At 63.4% G+C, this 17,023-nt stretch carries 16 protein-coding genes; 11 read left to right on the top strand and 5 right to left on the bottom strand.

Annotated elements, in window-relative coordinates; translation table 11 throughout:
- Window positions 1-4 precede the first annotated feature (4 nt).
- Window positions 5-1,651: an AMP-binding protein gene (locus AC5J09_RS25745; protein ID WP_494298849.1), complete on the top strand. Its 1,647-nt coding sequence runs from the start codon at window positions 5-7 to the stop codon at window positions 1,649-1,651.
- A gap of 15 nt (window positions 1,652-1,666) precedes the next feature.
- On the opposite strand, the gene AC5J09_RS25740 is transcribed toward AC5J09_RS25745, so the two are convergent.
- The 4 genes from AC5J09_RS25740 to secA all read right to left on the bottom strand — a co-directional run bounded on the left by AC5J09_RS25740 (window position 1,667) and on the right by secA (window position 8,633).
- Entirely contained in the window at window positions 1,667-2,938 is a 1,272-nt protein-coding gene (locus AC5J09_RS25740) for a GNAT family N-acetyltransferase (RefSeq protein WP_494298848.1), read from the bottom strand.
- 3 nt (window positions 2,939-2,941) lie between these two features.
- Window positions 2,942-4,330: a lipopolysaccharide biosynthesis protein gene (locus tag AC5J09_RS25735; RefSeq protein WP_494298847.1), complete on the bottom strand. Its 1,389-nt coding sequence runs from the start codon at window positions 4,328-4,330 to the stop codon at window positions 2,942-2,944.
- A 153-nt stretch (window positions 4,331-4,483) separates the two neighbouring features.
- Entirely contained in the window at window positions 4,484-5,683 is a 1,200-nt protein-coding gene (gene cml / locus AC5J09_RS25730; RefSeq protein WP_494298846.1) for a CmlA/FloR family chloramphenicol efflux MFS transporter, read from the bottom strand.
- Window positions 5,684-5,921: 238 nt separating this feature from the next.
- Window positions 5,922-8,633, bottom strand: a complete 2,712-nt coding sequence (gene secA, locus AC5J09_RS25725) for a preprotein translocase subunit SecA (protein ID WP_494298845.1) — start codon at window positions 8,631-8,633, stop codon at window positions 5,922-5,924.
- Window positions 8,634-8,876: 243 nt separating this feature from the next.
- On the opposite strand from secA, the gene AC5J09_RS25720 reads away from it, so the two are divergent.
- From AC5J09_RS25720 to AC5J09_RS25695, 6 genes are all read left to right on the top strand, one after another.
- The gene (locus tag AC5J09_RS25720) at window positions 8,877-9,731 is read left to right on the top strand and encodes a peptidylprolyl isomerase (RefSeq protein ID WP_100674204.1); all 855 of its coding nucleotides are present in this window, start codon (window positions 8,877-8,879) and stop codon (window positions 9,729-9,731) included.
- Window positions 9,732-9,891: 160 nt separating this feature from the next.
- Window positions 9,892-11,133 carry a bifunctional glutamate N-acetyltransferase/amino-acid acetyltransferase ArgJ gene (gene argJ / locus AC5J09_RS25715; RefSeq protein ID WP_494298844.1) on the top strand — a complete coding sequence of 414 codons (1,242 nt, stop codon included), beginning with the start codon at window positions 9,892-9,894 and terminating at the stop codon, window positions 11,131-11,133.
- 73 nt (window positions 11,134-11,206) lie between these two features.
- Window positions 11,207-12,025 carry a GNAT family N-acetyltransferase gene (locus AC5J09_RS25710; RefSeq protein ID WP_275597429.1) on the top strand — a complete coding sequence of 273 codons (819 nt, stop codon included), beginning with the start codon at window positions 11,207-11,209 and terminating at the stop codon, window positions 12,023-12,025.
- A gap of 5 nt (window positions 12,026-12,030) precedes the next feature.
- Entirely contained in the window at window positions 12,031-12,438 is a 408-nt protein-coding gene (gene mutT, locus AC5J09_RS25705; RefSeq protein ID WP_100674206.1) for an 8-oxo-dGTP diphosphatase MutT, read from the top strand.
- A gap of 263 nt (window positions 12,439-12,701) precedes the next feature.
- A complete protein-coding gene (locus AC5J09_RS25700; protein ID WP_275597430.1) occupies window positions 12,702-13,022 on the top strand; it encodes a hypothetical protein in 321 nt (106 codons plus the stop codon).
- 186 nt (window positions 13,023-13,208) lie between these two features.
- Entirely contained in the window at window positions 13,209-13,382 is a 174-nt protein-coding gene (locus AC5J09_RS25695; RefSeq protein WP_127708887.1) for a Flp family type IVb pilin, read from the top strand.
- A 111-nt stretch (window positions 13,383-13,493) separates the two neighbouring features.
- Here the strand turns inward: AC5J09_RS25695 and AC5J09_RS25690 are convergent, their stop codons facing one another.
- Window positions 13,494-14,390, bottom strand: a complete 897-nt coding sequence (locus AC5J09_RS25690; protein WP_018096958.1) for a methyltransferase domain-containing protein — start codon at window positions 14,388-14,390, stop codon at window positions 13,494-13,496.
- Window positions 14,391-14,584: 194 nt separating this feature from the next.
- Here AC5J09_RS25690 and AC5J09_RS25685 point away from each other — a divergent pair, with 194 nt between their 5' ends.
- From AC5J09_RS25685 to AC5J09_RS25670, 4 genes are all read left to right on the top strand, one after another.
- Window positions 14,585-15,331: a ComF family protein gene (locus AC5J09_RS25685; RefSeq protein ID WP_018096959.1), complete on the top strand. Its 747-nt coding sequence runs from the start codon at window positions 14,585-14,587 to the stop codon at window positions 15,329-15,331.
- A 20-nt stretch (window positions 15,332-15,351) separates the two neighbouring features.
- On the top strand, window positions 15,352-15,636 hold the full coding sequence (gene grxC, locus AC5J09_RS25680; RefSeq protein WP_026168806.1) for a glutaredoxin 3: 285 nt from the start codon (window positions 15,352-15,354) through the stop codon (window positions 15,634-15,636).
- Between the two features lie 98 nt (window positions 15,637-15,734).
- On the top strand, window positions 15,735-16,592 hold the full coding sequence (locus tag AC5J09_RS25675; protein WP_324762239.1) for a carbon-nitrogen hydrolase family protein: 858 nt from the start codon (window positions 15,735-15,737) through the stop codon (window positions 16,590-16,592).
- On the top strand, window positions 16,589-17,017 hold the full coding sequence (locus AC5J09_RS25670) for a DUF1178 family protein (protein WP_018096962.1): 429 nt from the start codon (window positions 16,589-16,591) through the stop codon (window positions 17,015-17,017). The genes AC5J09_RS25675 and AC5J09_RS25670 overlap by 4 nt, the downstream gene beginning before the upstream one ends.
- Window positions 17,018-17,023 lie beyond the last annotated feature (6 nt).

The following is a 17,023-nucleotide window of genomic DNA, read 5'->3' as shown; positions in this document are numbered from 1 at the left end:
GCTCATGCTCCCGAAGATCGAAGACTATGACGAACTCTACGGCGATTTCCGCTGGCGGATACCCGATACCTTCAACATCGGCGTAGCCGTCAGCGACGCCTGGGGCGCGCGGGAGCCGGAGCGCGTCTGTCTCCAGCATTTCAGCTCGGACGGCGCGCATCTTGCGTTGACCTATGGCGCCTTTGCCGCCCGTTCGTCCGCTTTTGCCGGCGGACTTGCCGCACATGGGGTGAAGCCCGGCGATCGCGTTGCCATCCTGCTGCCGCAGGGGTTCGAGGCGGCGATAGCCCATGCGGCAATCTACAAGCTGGGTGGTATCGCGCTGCCGCTTGCTCTGCTTTTCGGCGCCGAGGCGCTGGCCTACCGGCTGAAGGATGCGGGTGCGGCAGCGATCGTCACCAATCGCTTCGGCCATGAGCGGCTAACGGCGATCCGGGAAGAGCTGCCGGATTTGCGCCTGGTGGTGCTTGCCGAAGAACAGCACGAATCCGGCACCGTGCGGTTCGGTGAACTCGTGGCCCGGGAGGGCCGATTCGATCCCGCGGAAACGAAGCCGGACGATCCCGCTCTGATGATCTACACTTCGGGGACCACCGGGCCGCCGAAGGGAGCCCTGCATGGCCATCGCGTGCTGCTCGGCCATTTGCCGGGGTTCCAGTTCCATCACCACTTCCTGCCGCAGCCTGGCGACCGGATGTGGACGCCTGCCGACTGGGCCTGGGCGGGCGGTCTCCTGAACGCTCTGCTGCCGTCGCTTTTCTTCGGCGTGCCCGTGGTGTCCTCGCCGGCGCAGAAATTCGATGCGCATACCGCGTTCCGGATCATGGAGGAAATGGATGTGCGCAACGCCTTCATCCCGCCGACGGCGCTCAGGCTCCTCAAATCCGTCGAGCGGCCGCGCGATCGCTACGCGCTCAAGCTGCGCACCGTCGGTTCGGCCGGAGAGGCGCTCGGGCGGGAGACCTTCGAATGGGCAAGGGCGGCACTCGGCGTCGAGGTGAGCGAATTCTACGGCCAGACGGAATGCAATATCGTCATCTCCTCTGCGACCGATCTCGGCGTGGCGAAGCCCGGCTCCATGGGCAAGGCGGCACCGGGTCATCAGGTCGCGATCATCGACGGCGAGGGGCGGGTTCTGCCGCCCGGCGCGGTCGGGCAGGTGGCGATCAGGCGTCCCGATCCGGTGATGTTCCTCGGCTACTGGCGCAACGAAGAGGCGACCGAGTCCAAGTTCATCGGCGACTGGATGACGACCGGGGACCAGGGCGCCTTGGACGAAGAGGGCTATTTCACCTTTTTCGGACGTGACGACGACGTCATCACGTCGTCGGGCTATCGCATCGGCCCGGGCGAGATCGAGGATTGTCTCGCCGGGCACCCGGACGTGCAGCTCGCCGCGGCCGTCGGCAAACCGGACCCGCTCCGGACCGAGATCGTCAAGGCCTATGTCGTGCTGAAACCCGGCGTCTCTGCCGGCGACGAGACCGCGGCAGGGATCCGCGACTGGGTGAAGAACAGGCTGTCGATGCATGAATATCCGCGCGAGATCGCTTTCGTCGACAGCCTGCCTTTGACCACCTCGGGCAAGGTGATCCGCCGGCTTCTGCGCGAGAAGGCGGCGGCAGAGGCGCTCGCCGCGTCCGGCGGCTGATGTTCGGCTGAAAGATCAGCGGCCTGCCAACGCCCGGATCTTTTCACGCAGCAGCCGGGCCATGTTTCGGGTATTGCGATAAAGGTGGAGCTGCGCGGCGACCTGGCGCACGTCGCGGTCGCGGTTCTGTGCCAGCCCGATCACGAGCGTGCCCATTTCCTCTCGCTCCTGCCACAGGCGGCTCATCACCGGATGATCGGGCACGGCACAGGAGTCGGAGCGGATGATATTGGCATCGTCGAGATGCCACTCCGTGAGCTCCGCGACAAGCAGCTTGCCCGGAGAGTATTTCGCATAGCGCTCGTCATAAGCGGTCTTCCAGGCATAGGCTTCGCCGGCCATCAGCAGAACGACGATGGTCGCGATCGCCTTGCCGTCAAGATCGAGCGTGTGAATGCGGACGCTGTCGGCCTCGGCCAGATTGTTTACCGCTTCCCTTGCGAAAGCGGCGCGGAACCGGTCCATGATCATGGCGCTGCGTTCGCGGCCTTTCCAGCCGGACGCTTCGAGGACCAGGAACTCCTCCATGCGCAGGCGGATCTCATCGGGTTGGCGCGCGACATTGTAGGCCAGCGATCCCTGCTTCGCGAGATTGTTCCACTGCCGCTTCAGCTCCCTCAGGCGCTGGGGGCCCGCGGCCTCGCGCAAATAGGTGGGGCCGTCCAGCAGGCTTTCGAGCATCGGCCGGCTGAATGTATCCGTCACCGTCAGCGGCAGGTTTTCGCCGATCGCGACGGCACGGGCAAGCTGCGCAAATTTGCCGTTCAACCTGATGTCCGGAAGCACGAGCACCGGCGGCAGGCCGGCGGAAGGCGCGGCCAGCGCTTCGTAAAGATTGCTGATCGTCTCGGCCGCGTCTTCGGCATCGAGGAGGGGCGTGCCCAGCGGCCCGAATGGATTGGACCAGGCGCGAATAATGGTCGCGCCGATCGAAAAACCCGGCTTCTCTATCGAGAACGGCATGAGAAAGCGGATGCGGCTTCTCTGCTCGCTTTGGTCGCGGATGACCGCAAGCCGGATTACCCGGTCCTCGAGGCGCGGCATGGCCGGCGCGAGAAAGCGCCCGGTAAAGAAGACGTTCTGCTCGATGGCGCGATTGGAGAGAAAGTCGAGCTCCCGCTGCAGGTCGTATCCCGCTCTAGCGGGATAGACCGCGAGGTGCCGTCCGGGCCTTCCGACCATCAGTGTCCGCTCGGAACGGAACGTATCGGGCCCGGATTGCGCGAGGCTGCCAAGCAGGCGGTTGGCGCTGCCGTTCACGTCTGCGGGAAGGACATTGCCGATCATGGCTCAAATCGCCTCGTTCTTGTTGTTCATGCTCCCCGCGCCGGCAACGGCCAGCAGGGGAAAGCCGAAAGTGCGCCTTACGGCGAAATGCAGGATGGCTGCCTCCACGAACATCGCGCCGGCAGTGGCGGCAGCTGCGCCCGTCAGGCCGAAGACCGGGATGAGTGTCACGTTCAAGGCGATGTTGACTCCGAGCGCTGCCGCATAGAGCAGGACGCAGAGCTTTTGCCGCCCCGCCATCGTGAGCAGCGTTTCGGCGGGTCCGACGAAGGCCTTGGCGAGAATTCCCGTCAGCAGGATCGTCATCAAGGGGGCGCCCGCCGTGAAGGCCGGGCCAAACAGCGAAAGCAGGATGTTGCCGGCTGCGAGTACGCAGCCGCCGATCGCCAGGGACGGCCAGAAGGACCAGCGCGCGCTTTCGACGGCGATTTCAGCCAGCTGCCGGCGATCGCCTGCGGCCATTGCCGCAGAGAAACGCGGACCTGCTGCCGCCTTGACGGCGAACATCACGAAATGGACGAGTGCCATGGTCTTGGCCGCCGCAAAATAAACCGCCACATCGTCGGGATTGAGATAGAGGCCCACGATGACGACGTCGGAATTGGTGAGCAGGAACCCGAAACCGTCGACCAGAAAAATGGGAAGGGAGACGCTGAGCCACCGCCCGAGCTCGATCTTCATCGGCCCGCGCACGTAATGGCGGCCGAGCCGCCATGCCATCGTCACGAATTGTCCGAGTGTGGTGACATAGGCCGCCGCCAGCGCAGCGCCCATGGCTGTCGTCGCATCGCGCGGAAGCCCGGCAGCGATCGCGATGACCATGAAACCGAGGATCAGCAGCGGCCGCACGAGATAGGTCGGGCTCATCGCGACGATGGGCCAGCTATGCGCCCGCGCGGTGCCATCCAGTACGTCGCCGAGCGCGATCATCGGCAGAGTGAACAGGCCGAGATAGAGGGGAATCACATAGTAACTTTCGATGGCGGAGCCGAAGAGCCAGAGGCCGGCTCCGCCGACTGCGGCGAGAACGGTCGCGGAAAGCATCGCAAAGACGCGCGCCGTCGTGGTCAGACCGCGGATGTTCGCGAGCGCGGCGGTGGTATGGTATTCCGGCAGGAAGCGGATCACGGTCGCATGGAAACCGAGGCAGGACAGGTTTCCGAAGAGGACGACCAGCACCCAGACGAAAATGAAGATGCCGTATTCGAACTCGCCGACGAGGCGCGCAAGGACGATTTGCGAGACGAAGGCGATGGCTGCGCTGACGATACGGATCAGAAAGGCGATGAGCGCCACGCGCTGTGCACGGTTCCTGGGATCGTCCCCCGCAAGAAGCGACGCGAGGCCATGCAAGAGAAGAGGCAGGCGATATCTCAGCGCCGACGGCAGCATTCGTCCGGCCGATTGACATACCGCCATGAACACGAGGACACCCTGACATTACGCAATACTGGGCTTCACTTCTGTCAGATCAGCGTTAACAAAGGGTTCAGCACCCTCGCTTGAGGGCGAGGAAGCCGGGCTTTTGCCCGACTTCCTCCTCAATCATGCCTGGGCGTGCCTTCTGGACTGCAACTGCCGGCGCGCGATCAGCACGACACCGGCCATTGTCGAGGCATAGACCACGAGCGGCCATGCGCTGTCGCCGGGCAGTCCGATCACGAGCAGTGTCCCCGCCGTCCCGACGATGAGGCTTTGGACGCAGAAATAGACTGCGACCGCCGAACCCGCCATGTATCCGAACTCTTCGAGCGCGCCGTTTGCAGTTACCGATACGGCGAAGACGATGCCGACCGCCATGACCCACATCGACGCGACGAACGTCCAGGACGAAGGGGTGCCGAAGCTTTGCCCGGCGGCCAGGAGCGCCGCCCCGAGAAGCAACATGCACATGCCCCGCAGGAGGCTGCCCAAAGTTCCCCATCGGGAGACGAACCGCCTGGCAAAGCGCGCCGTGATGATCATCACGATCGCTACAGTTGCAAAGGCGAGGCTGAACTGCAGCTCCGAATATCCCGCCCTGTCGATCAGAACGCGCGGAGAGGTGGAAAAGAACACGAAAAACGTGCCCATGGCGGCGCTGAAGCCGAGGGTATAGGTCCAGAAAGCGAGGCTGCGGAAAAGGGGCCCGAATGCGCGCCGCGGCAGCGCTGCCGCCGAAGGGCGGGTTTCATGCCAGCGAGGCAGTGCCTGCACCAGCGCGATTACGGCAAATGCACCCAGCATAACGAAGATCGAGCGCCATCCGAACCTCTCCGCCAGCATGGCGCCGGCTATCGGTCCCAGAGCGGGAACGAATGCCAGAATGGAACTGAACAGGCTGTAGATAACCGTGCTTTCCGGGCGGTCGGCATAGACGTCCCGGATTGTCGCAAAGGTGGCCACCAGGGCCGCAGATGCGCCAACCGCCTGCAGGAAGCGGAAGGCGACGAATGGTATGGCGCTGGAGGATGCCGCAAGGCAGAACGACGCCGCGGCGAACAGCATCGCTCCGCCGATCAGCACAGGTCGTCGTCCGATGCGATCGGAGACGGGCCCGAAGACGATCTGGCCGAGGCCGAGCATCACCATATAGAGGCTCAGCGTGAGCTGGACCACGGCAGGACTGGTCCCGAGAATACCTGGCATCGCCGGAACGATCGGGAGATATATATCCATGGCCAGGGAGGCGAGGATATCGAAGGGCGCCATCAGCAGCAGCGCTGCCGGCAGCGAATAGCGCCAGACATGGGGCTTTGTAGGCATGGAAAGACATCCGCTCAAATGAGGAACATTCGGCGGCGGCCTGCCTTCGGCACGGGGGTCGGTTCGACAGACGCCGCAACAACAAGGAAAAGGCGTTGTTGCGGCTTACTTGTCCGAGGACTTTTGAGCTCCCATGCTACGGCTCCATGCGCATCTAGAGGTGAGGTAAGTTGCCTGCCATGTCAGTGGCAGGCAGACAATCGTTCGCGCGCCCGACCGGACGCGCAGCACCGCGCGGTCAGGCTTCGTAAATGCCGTGGCAATGCTTGTATTTCTTGCCCGAGCCGCACGGGCAGGCTTCGTTGCGTGCCACTTTGCCCCAGGTTGAAGGGTCGGCCGGATCGCGGTTCGCGGGGGCGACCGCCAGCAGCGTCTCCCCGGCCTGCGCGAAGTCGTCCTCGCCGGTCAGCGGATCGATGTGGTGCGCCTGCATCGGTGGCAGCGGCTGCGGTTCCTCGGGCGCCTCGCGGACCAGCTCGACGCGCATCAGCTGTGCCGTGACCGCCTGACGCAGATTGCCGAGCAGGGCCTGGAACAGCTCGAAAGCCTCGGACTTGTATTCCTGCAGCGGATCGCGCTGGGCGTAGCCGCGGAAGCCGATGACCGACCGCAGGTGGTCGAGGTTGACGATATGCTCGCGCCAGAGATGGTCGAGCGTCTGGAGGACGACGGAGCGCTCGACATATTGCATGATTTCGGGGCCGAAACGCTCGGCGCGCTCGGCAGCCGCCTTGTCCACTGCGGCAGTGATGCGCTCGCGGATATCGTCCTCGGCGATGCCTTCTTCGGCGACCCATTCGGCGATCGGCAGGTCGAGATTGAAATATTGCTGGACGTCTGCTTTCAGCCCCTCGGCATCCCATTTTTCGGCATAGGCCCGCTCCGGAATGCGTTTGGCAACGATTTCCTCGATCACTTCGTTGCGCATGTCGGTCACCGTATCGGTGACGCTCTCCGCGTCCATCAGTTCGATGCGCTGCTCGAAAATGACCTTGCGCTGGTCGTTGAGCACATCGTCGTATTTCAGGAGATTCTTGCGGATGTCGAAGTTGCGCGCCTCGACCTTCTTCTGGGCGCGTTCGAGCGCCTTGTTGATCCAGGGATGGACGATTGCCTCGCCTTCCTTCAGGCCGAGCTTCTGCAGCATTCCGTCCATGCGGTCGGATCCGAAGATGCGCATCAGATCGTCCTGAAGCGACAGGTAGAACTTGGAGCGGCCCGGGTCGCCCTGGCGGCCCGAGCGGCCACGCAGCTGGTTGTCGATGCGGCGGCTTTCGTGCCGTTCGGTGGCAAGAACGTAGAGCCCGCCGGCGGCGAGCGCCTTTTCCTTGAGCTTCTGAACCTCTTCCCGGATCGCCTTTTCGCGCACTTCGCGCTCCGGGCCGGGCTCGACATCGGCCAGCTCCTGCTGGATGCGCATATCGGGGTTGCCGCCGAGCTGGATGTCGGTGCCGCGGCCGGCCATGTTGGTGGCGATCGTGACCGCGCCGGGGACGCCGGCCTGCGCGACGATATAGGCTTCCTGCTCGTGGTAGCGGGCGTTCAGCACCTGGAACTTGGAGAAGCCGCTCTTCTTCAGCATATCGGCGAGAAGTTCGGATTTCTCGATGGAGGTGGTGCCGACGAGCATCGGCTGGCCGCGCTCATGTGCGGATTTGATCTCGTCGATGATCGCCTTGAATTTTTCGCCGACGGTACGATAGACCTCGTCATCCTCGTCGACGCGCTTGATCGGCAGGTTGGTCGGCACCTCGAGAACTTCGAGGCCGTAGATGTTGCCGAATTCCTCCGCTTCCGTCGCAGCCGTACCGGTCATGCCGGCAAGCTTGTCGTACATGCGGAAATAGTTCTGGAAGGTGATCGAGGCGAGCGTCTGGTTCTCGGGCTGGATCTGCACCTTCTCCTTGGCTTCGAGCGCCTGGTGCTGGCCCTCGGAGTAGCGGCGACCGGGCATCATGCGGCCGGTAAACTCGTCGATGATGACGATCTCGCCGTTGCGTACGATGTAATCCTTGTCGCGGGTGAAGAGCTTGTGGGCCTTGAGCGCGTTGTTGACGTGGTGAACGATCGCCACGTTCTCGATGTCGTAGAGCGACTCGCCCTTCAGCAGACCGGCTTCACGCAGCATGTTCTCGAGCTTCTCGGTGCCTTCCTCCGAAAAATTGGCCGAGCGCTGCTTCTCGTCGATTTCATAGTCTTCCGGCGACAGGCGCGGAATGAACTCATTGATGGTGTTGTAGAGATCGGAGCGGTCGTCGAGCGGGCCGGAGATGATGAGCGGCGTGCGCGCCTCGTCCACCAGGATCGAGTCGACCTCGTCGACGATGGCGAAGAAGTGGCCGCGCTGCACCATCTGGGAGCGCTCGTACTTCATGTTGTCGCGCAGATAGTCGAAGCCGAGCTCGTTGTTCGTCGCATAGGTGACGTCGCAGGCATAGGCGTCGCGGCGCTGTTCGTCGGAGAGACCGTGGACGATGACGCCGGTGGTCATGCCGAGGAAGCCGTAGATGCGGCCCATCATGCCCGCGTCGCGCTGGGCGAGGTAGTCGTTGACGGTGACCACATGCACGCCCTTGCCGGCGAGTGCGTTGAGATAGACCGGCAGGGTGGCGACGAGCGTCTTGCCTTCGCCGGTCTTCATTTCCGCGATGGCCCGCTCATGCAGGATCATGCCGCCGATCAGCTGGACGTCGAAGGGGCGCAGCCCGAGGACGCGGAGCGCAGCCTCGCGCACGACCGCAAAGGCCGGCACGAGAATGTCGTCCAGGGTCTTGCCGCCGGCGAGCTCACGGCGAAATTCCGCCGTCTTCGCCGCCAGGGCCTCGTCGCTCAGCGCCTTCATTTCGGCTTCGAGAGCATTGATGGCGTCCACCCGGCCCTTGTAGCCGCGGACGCGGCGATCGTTGGCGGAACCAAACAACTTGCGGGCAAAGCCGCCGAGACTGACCATGCAAATGGTCCTTTCCTTATTTGTCGCCTGGGTTTCAGGCGCGCGGTCGAAAAACCGCGTCACGCCGCGAAACGCCCGGAAACTGTTCTGGACGCGAGGTTGCGTGACAGATAAGAGGGGGGTCGGATTATGTCAACGCACTTGCACGGCCGGACGGCTACAGAACCGCCACATTCTGGTTGTTGTGCAGCCCTTGGGGCCGGAGGCAATCGCGCTGGCGGCCAATGGTGAAAGGTTAGAAACATGTCTAGATACAAGACCCTTGCGGCCGCGGCACTGGTCGCGGTGATCGCGGCGGGTGTCGCCCGCGCCGAAGGGACCGACCCGGTCATTGCCAAAGTCGGGGACCAGGAAATCCACCAGTCGGAACTTGATCTCGCAATCACGAGCCTCGATCCGCAGCTCCAGCGGATGCCTGACGAGCAGAAGCGCGCAGCAGCACTTTCGGCCGTCATCGACGTGAAGCTTCTTTTGAAGGACGCCGAGAAGGAAGGGCTTCAGAACGACGAAGCGTTCAAGCAGCGCGTCGCATTCCTGACCGAACGCGAGTTGCACAACGCCTTCTTCAAGAAGCACGTGGTCGATGCCGTAACGGCGGAAGATGTGAAGGCGCGCTACGACAAGGAAGTCGCAGCGATTCCGCCGCAGGAAGAGGTCAAGGCCCGCCATATCCTCGTCAAGACCGAAGACGAGGCGAAGGACGTCATCAAGGAACTCGACGCGGGCAAGAACTTCGCCGACCTTGCCAAGGCCAAGTCCACCGACCCGAACAAGGAAGAGGGCGGCGATCTCGGCTACTTCACCAAGGGCCGCATGGTACCTGAATTCGAGACGGCCGCCTTCGCGCTGGAAAAGGGCGCCTATACGAAGACACCGGTGAAGACGCAGTTCGGCTTCCATGTGATCCTCATCGAGGACAAGCGTCCCCAGGCTCCGCCGACGCTCGAACAGGTCGAGCCGCAGGTTCGCCAGCTCGTCATGCGTGACAAGTACCTCGAGCTTCTGAATTCCGCCAAGGAGAGCACTGCCGTCGAAATCTCCGATCCGGCGCTCAAGAAGGCCTATGACGAGGCCGGCAAGCCGCAGGAAACCAAGTAATTACGGCCGGGCGGCCTCTTAGGGAGGCGCGCCCCCGCGCGGAGGCTGAGGTCGCTCGCATTTGCTCCGCTCCGCCTTCAAAGATCCGGATGCCCGACGGCTGAATGCCGTTCGGGCATTTCGCACAACGTTCGAGGCTTCTGAAAAGCAGGTTCAATCCATGTCCGGTTCCGTCTCTCCGCTTGCTCCGAAAACCTTTGCCGAAATGCCGGCCCTTCGCGGCGTACGCATGGCGACCGCTGCCGCAGGGATCAAGTACAAGAACCGGACCGACGTGCTGATGATGCTCTTCGACCGGCCGGCATCCGTGGCGGGCGTGTTCACGCGGTCGAAGTGCCCCTCAGCTCCGGTCGACCATTGCCGGCAGAACCTGCCGGGCGGCATTGCGCGCGCCGTGGTCGTGAACTCGGGCAATGCCAACGCGTTCACCGGCAAGAAGGGCCGGGAGGCGACCAGGCTCACGGCCGAGGCAGCGGCAAAGGCCGTCGGCTGCAGCGAGGCGGAGGTCTTCCTGGCGTCGACGGGCGTCATCGGCGAGCCGCTCGACGCCACCAAGTTCGCCGGTGTTCTGGATAAACTTGCCTCGTCCGCCACCCAGGACTTCTGGTTCGAAGCGGCCAAAGCGATCATGACGACCGATACCTATCCGAAGGTTGCCACCCGCAGCGCCGAGATCGGCGGTGTCAGGGTCACGATCAACGGGATCGCCAAGGGCGCCGGGATGATCGCGCCCGACATGGCAACCATGCTCTCCTTCGTCGTCACCGATGCGGACATTGCGCCGGCGGCACTTCAGGCACTGCTTCAGGCAGGCGTCGAACCCACCTTCAATTCGGTGACGGTCGACAGCGACACGTCCACCTCCGACACGCTGATGATGTTTGCGACCGGTGCGGCGGCGGACGACGGCCAGGCTAAGGTCGAGGACGCGGCCGACCCGCGTCTCGACGGGTTCCGTGCCGCGCTCGACGATCTGCTGCGTGATCTGGCGTTGCAGGTCGTGCGCGACGGCGAGGGCGCGCGCAAGATGGTCGAGGTGACGGTCGAGGGCGCGGAAAACGATGCCGCCGCCAAACGCATCGCGCTTTCGATAGCCAATTCGCCGCTCGTCAAAACGGCGGTTGCGGGCGAGGACGCCAATTGGGGACGCGTCGTCATGGCGGTCGGCAAGTCGGGAGAGATGGCCGAGCGCGACCGGCTGGCGATCTGGTTCGGCGATATCCGAGTCGCAGTCGAGGGCGAGCGCGATCCGGCCTATTCGGAAGCGGCCGCGACTGCGGTCATGCAGGGCGAGACCATTCCGATCCGCGTCGATATCGGTCTGGGTTCGGGCCGCGCCACGGTCTATACCTGCGACCTGACCAAGGAATATGTCGAAATCAACGGCGATTACAGAAGCTGACACGGTTGAGGCGTTGAGAGCGGTTGCGACCGGACGGCCGCGCGCTCTTCCCGGCCCCGCAGCATTCAAGGCTATGGACATGACAACGAACGGCAGAGAGCCGCCCGGCAACGGGGCGGGGAACGGGGAAACGGTCGCGGTCGATTTACCGAGCGTGCGGCGTCTGGAGGCCGTCGGTTTTCGCGCCTGGCCGGCCTCGTCGGTGCAATATGACGGCAGCTGGCTTATCCGTCTGACGGCGGGGCACCCTTCCAAGCGCCTGAATTCCGTCAACCCGCTGGATCCGTCCGACTATCGCGACATAGCCATCCGCCTGGAGAAGGCGCGCCGGCTTTTTGCGCAATCCGGGCGCACCCTTACGGTTCGTCAGACGCCGCTGACGCCGCCGAAGATGATCGACCATATGGATGGCGAGGGCTGGACGTCGTTCGCGCACAGCCTGGTCCTGACGCTCGACCTGGCGGATCGCGATTTCAGCGAAGGCATCGACCACCTTCCGATCAAGGATATCGGCCGTTTCGTGGACGCCCGCATCCTGATCGGCGGGGATCCTCCGGAAGCCAAGCAGGCGCTGACCGGGATCATCAACGCCATCAAGCCCGAGTGCGGCCTGTTCCTGTTCGAGGACCGTAAGACCGGGCCGACGGCGGTGTCGCTCGTCGTCCACGACAATGATCTTGCCGGGATCATGCAGTTCGCGGTTTCCGAAGCGGTGCGCCGACGCGGCGTCGGCAGTGCTCTCCTCGACGCCTCGCTCCGTTGGGCACGTCTCAAGGGCGCAAAGAAGGCCTGGTTGCAGGTGGAGGCCGACAACCAGGCTGCGATCGAGCTCTATCGCAAGGCCGGTTTCACCGAGGTCTACCGCTATCTCTATCGAACGCCGAAGGTCTGACGGACATGCAGGGTAGGAAGATCGTGCTCGTTGCCGCCTGCGCGCTCGTCGATTCCGATGGACGCGTTCTGCTGGCGCAACGCCCGGAAGGCAAGCCTCTGGCGGGCCTGTGGGAGTTCCCGGGCGGTAAGGTCGAGAGTGGCGAGACCCCGGAGGAGACGTTGATCCGCGAGCTCGAAGAGGAGCTCGGCATCCGCACCAAAGTCGCCTGCCTCGCGCCGCTCACATTCGCGAGCCACGGCTACGACGACTTTCACCTCCTGATGCCGCTTTACATCTGCCGCCGCTACGAGGGGTTTGCCGAAGGCCGCGAAGGCCAGGCTATCAAGTGGGTGCGCCCGAAGGCGTTGCGCGACTACGCCATGCCGCCCGCCGACGAGCCGCTGATCCCGTTCCTGATGGATTTGCTCTAAGCGCACTTGCGGGAAAAGTGTGTAACGGCTTTCCGTGCGGACGTGCGTAGCTTCGAAGTTGGAGCGTCAAGAACCGCGCTGGTGGCGCGCAATCCCGCTAAATTCGATAATTCGTTAATCGAACGTTTATCACCCTTGGGCAAGATGGGGTCAGTTCCGGCGCGCGTCACCTCGACGGCGCCGTTTTCGGGCAGGTGTGGTCAGGACGAGGCTTTGGGAAGGGTGCTTCGCCCGCCGCTCTTTACGTGTTGCATGAGGCTGGGATGGTGGACGAGGATTTCTGGAGGACGGTTCAGGACAAGGATATGGTGACGAGCCAGTCCCGCCGGACAGGCGTGCTCAATCTGTCGCTGCTGTTCGGCACGGCGGTCATCGCGTTGACGCTCATCCTGACGCCGATGCTGTCGTCCAAGGGCGACAAGCGAATGCTTGCGAACACGCCGATCGACTACGACAACATCTCGACGGGCTCCATACCCTCGGGCGGTACGGCCAAGCGCTACACCGTTCGGCGCAGCGTGCTTCAGGAGATGCCGGGTGCCGTCTGCATCATCGACGCCGATGGCAGCAGGAGTGGATGCTGATCGCTGCGGAGCGCCGAAAGGCGCCGCTTGCGGTTGACCTGTGACGAGGCGACGCCTCGTTTGCCGTTGAAACGTTGCGTGCTTGCGTTGAAGCGCCGAAACGCCTCGACCTTTTGAAACGACGCACTTCCGGACGGAAACCGGTATACGCTTTTCCGGCAAGTGCTCTGAGCGGCTGGAGGACCAATGGAGACGCTGAGACGCCTGTTTCGAGACCACGACGGCGCTACGGCGGTGGAATACGGACTCCTGGCCGCGCTGATCTCGGTCGGCCTTCTCATCGGCCTGCAGAATTTCTCCGGCGCACTGCTCGGCATGCTGACCTTCGTCACCAACACGATCGAGGCGGCCTGGACCTAGAGCATTTCAACGTGTTCATAGAAACACTGAATGCTCCAACCATTTGATCCAACGCACTTCCGGACGGAAAACCGTTACACACTTTTCCTGGAAGTGCTCTAAGAGCTCAGATCACGGCTCGCCGTCATCCTTGAGTTTGTGCTCGCTCGCGCCAAGTGCGTCGGACAATCTCTGCTTCGCCGAGCCGGGTTTGAGCGGCTTCTGCTGACTCTCGTGCGGCGCCCAGCCCGAAAGATAAATGATCGAGAAGGTCGCGCGGATGCGCCCGTCCGGATCGGAGAAGCGCTGCGCGTAGATTTCTGCGGCTCTGAGAAAGAAGCGCCGCGGCATCGGCTTGCGGTTGCGCGAAGCCAGCGGGTTCGTCATGCCCATTGCGCGCAAGTCGCGGATGAGGCCGAAGAGCGAATCGTAGCGGACGGTGTACGTCTCGGTATCCGCCACCGGCAGGGCAAAGCCCGCCCGCTGCAGAAGGGCTCCCATGTCGCGCACGTCGGCGAAGGGGATTACCCGTGGGCTCGCCCCGCCCGTCAGTTCCGCCTCGGCTGCGAGAAGCGCCTCGCGCAGTTCCTGCAGCGTGCCGCTGCCGGGTATTGCGGCAAGGAACAACCCGTCGGGCTTCAGCACGCGGCGCGCCTGGATGAAGACGCCGGGCGTATCATTGGTAAGATGGAGCGACAGTGGCGACACGAGGAGACTGAGCGACGCCGGGTCGGCCGGGATACGCTCCAGAGGTGCTTCCGTCACCGGCTCGTCGGCCGAACCGAAGGCGCTGTCGGTTTCGACCCGCTCGATCGCGCCGACCTTGCCGGTCGTGGAAAGGCTGCGCGCGGCGGCACCCGTATAGCCGTGCAGCTCCATGGCCGTTTCGAACTGCCGTTCGACGACGCTTACGCGCTCGGCAAGTTCCTGTGCGACGATGTCGAGCAGGAAGCCTGCCTTCTCGTCGGCCTGGCGCAGTGCGCGCCGGCGGTGCGCCTCGACGAGGCTCTGGTCAAAGATGATTTCCACGACAGTCTCTCCGAAATCGCGGGGTGCGACAGAAACCCTACAGCGCCGCGTGTCTTGTCGGACGCGCAGAGGCCGCTGCAGCGCTTTAAAACTTGCTGCACCCTTCGTCCTCTGCTCAGTTAGGGTCTAACGCGACAGACAGCAACACGAATCAAGTCAAGCGCATGAAACGGGGCGGGCAGGAAAACCGGGCGATGGATTGGGCGGGCATGCTCCGCCGGATTGCGGCCCAGGCGGTCGATCTCGTCTTTCCGCCCGTCTGCTCGGGATGCGGCCGGCTGACCGGCCATGCCCATGCCGTCTGCGCTTCCTGCTGGGCAGGCATGCCGCTCATCGAGCGGCCCTATTGCGAGGTTCTGGGCTTGCCCTTCGCCTATGATCCTGGCGAGGGCGCGGTTTCGCCCGAGGCCATCGCCAATCCTCCGGTCTTCGACAGGCTGCGCTCGGTGGCCATTCACGAAGGAATCGTCCGCGATCTCGTGCATGGCTTGAAATACCGTGATCGCACCGACCTTGCACCCATGATGGCCGAGTGGATGATCCGCGCCGGCGACGGTGCCGTGGCAGCGGCGGACATGATCGTGCCGGTTCCGCTCCATGCGCTCCGCCTCTGGAGGCGCAAGTTCAATCAGGCGGCGGAGCTTGCACGCGTCATTGCCGAACGTTCCGCAAGAGCCTATCGACCGGATGTCCTTCGCCGCATCAAGCGCACGAGCCGCCAGGTCGGACTTGGCGCCAGGGCACGCGAGGAGAATGTCCGCGGCGCCTTCGCAGTCCCCGAAGGCGCGAAGCGGGAACTCGCGGGCAAGCGCATCGTTCTCGTAGACGACGTCTATACGACCGGAGCGACCGTTGCCGCTGCGACACGGGCGCTGAAGCGTGCGGGCGCCGGAGACGTCACGGTTTTGACCTTTGCAAGGGCCATGTCCGGTCCTATATGACAAGAAATGTCCGGCGATCGATGCCGGTGAAGGAGCAGTTGGAGACCATGGCTTCGGTCGTCATTTATACGCGTCAGTTCTGCGGCTATTGCACGAGGGCGAAGAAACTTCTGGAAAGCAAAGGCGTCGACTTCACCGAGTATGATGCCACTTATGCACCTGAACTTCGCCAGGAGATGATGGAAAAATCCAGGGGCGGCAGGACCTTCCCGCAAATCATCATCAATGATGTTCCCGTCGGCGGCTGCGACGAGCTGCATGCGCTCGATCGCGCCGGCAAGCTCGACGATATGCTCGCGGCCTGAAGTGGAATGTCACGACTGTCCTGCCCATCCGAAAAAGAGATGAGTGCTGCGATGCCGGATCGTTCTGATCCAGAGTTCCGCTTGGGAGAAAGAAAGCGATGACCTTCAAGGCTGCCGCCGTCCAGATGTGCTCCGGTGTCGATCCCGCAAGAAATGCGGAGACGATGGCGAAGCTGGTGCGCGAAGCCGCTTCGCGGGGTGCAACCTATGTCCAGACGCCGGAGATGACCGGAGCGGTCCAGCGCGACCGGACGGGTTTGCGGTCAGTGTTGAAGGATGGGGAGAACGACGTCGTCATTCGCGAGGCATCCCGACTTGCCCGCGAGCTCGGCCTCTACCTGCATGTCGGCTCGACGCCGATCGCGCGCGCGGATGGAAAGATTGCCAATCGCGGCTTCCTGTTCGGGCCTGACGGCGCGAAGATCTGTGACTACGACAAGATCCACATGTTCGACGTGGATCTGGAGAATGGCGAGAGCTGGCGCGAGAGCGCCGCCTACCATCCGGGTCATACCGCGCGTATCGCGGATCTCCCCTTCGGCAAACTCGGCTTTTCGATCTGCTACGATATCCGTTTCCCCGAGCTGTTTCGTCAGCAGGCCGTGGCCGGAGCCGAGATCATGACGGTGCCGGCTGCGTTCACGCGCCAGACCGGCGAAGCGCATTGGGAAATCCTGTTGCGCGCTCGGGCCATCGAAAACGGGCTCTTCGTTATTGCCGCCGCTCAAGCGGGCACGCACGAGGATGGCCGGGAAACCTTCGGCCACTCGATGATCATCGATCCCTGGGGCAGGGTGTTGGCCGAAGCCGCTCCGACCGGCGAGGAGATCATCGTCGCCGAGATCGATGTGGCGGCGGTGCACGCGGCGCGCGAGAAGATTCCCAACCTCAGGAACGCGCGCAGCTTCGTGTTGGATGAGGTGGTTCCGGCGGGAAAAGGAGGCGCTGCAGCGTGATCCACTACAATCTTGCCTGTGACGAAGGCCACGACTTCGAAGGCTGGTTCTCCTCGAGCGACGATTTCGACCGTCAGGTCGAGCGGCGCCTGGTCGCCTGCCCCAGTTGCGGTTCCGTTTCCGTCAGCAAGAAACTGATGGCGCCCGCCGTTTCCACGGCGCGCAAGAAGGAGGCGCGCCGCGAACTGGTGATGGATCAGGCGCAGAAGGAAGCAGTCGCCAAGCTCAAGGAACTGGTGAAATCGATCCGCGAGAACGCGGAAGACGTCGGTGAGCGCTTCCCGGACGAGGCGCGCAAGATTCATTACGGCGAAGCCGACCAGCGCGGGCTGATCGGCAAGGCGACGGCGGAAGAGGCGATTGCCCTGATAGAGGAGGGAATCGAGATCGCCCCACTGCCGGTGCTGCCGGACGACACGAACTGACGATAA

The organism is Sinorhizobium sp., assembly GCF_059070375.1.
Note: the sequence above shows the minus strand (reverse complement) of the source record. Positions and strands in the feature narration are given on the sequence as shown.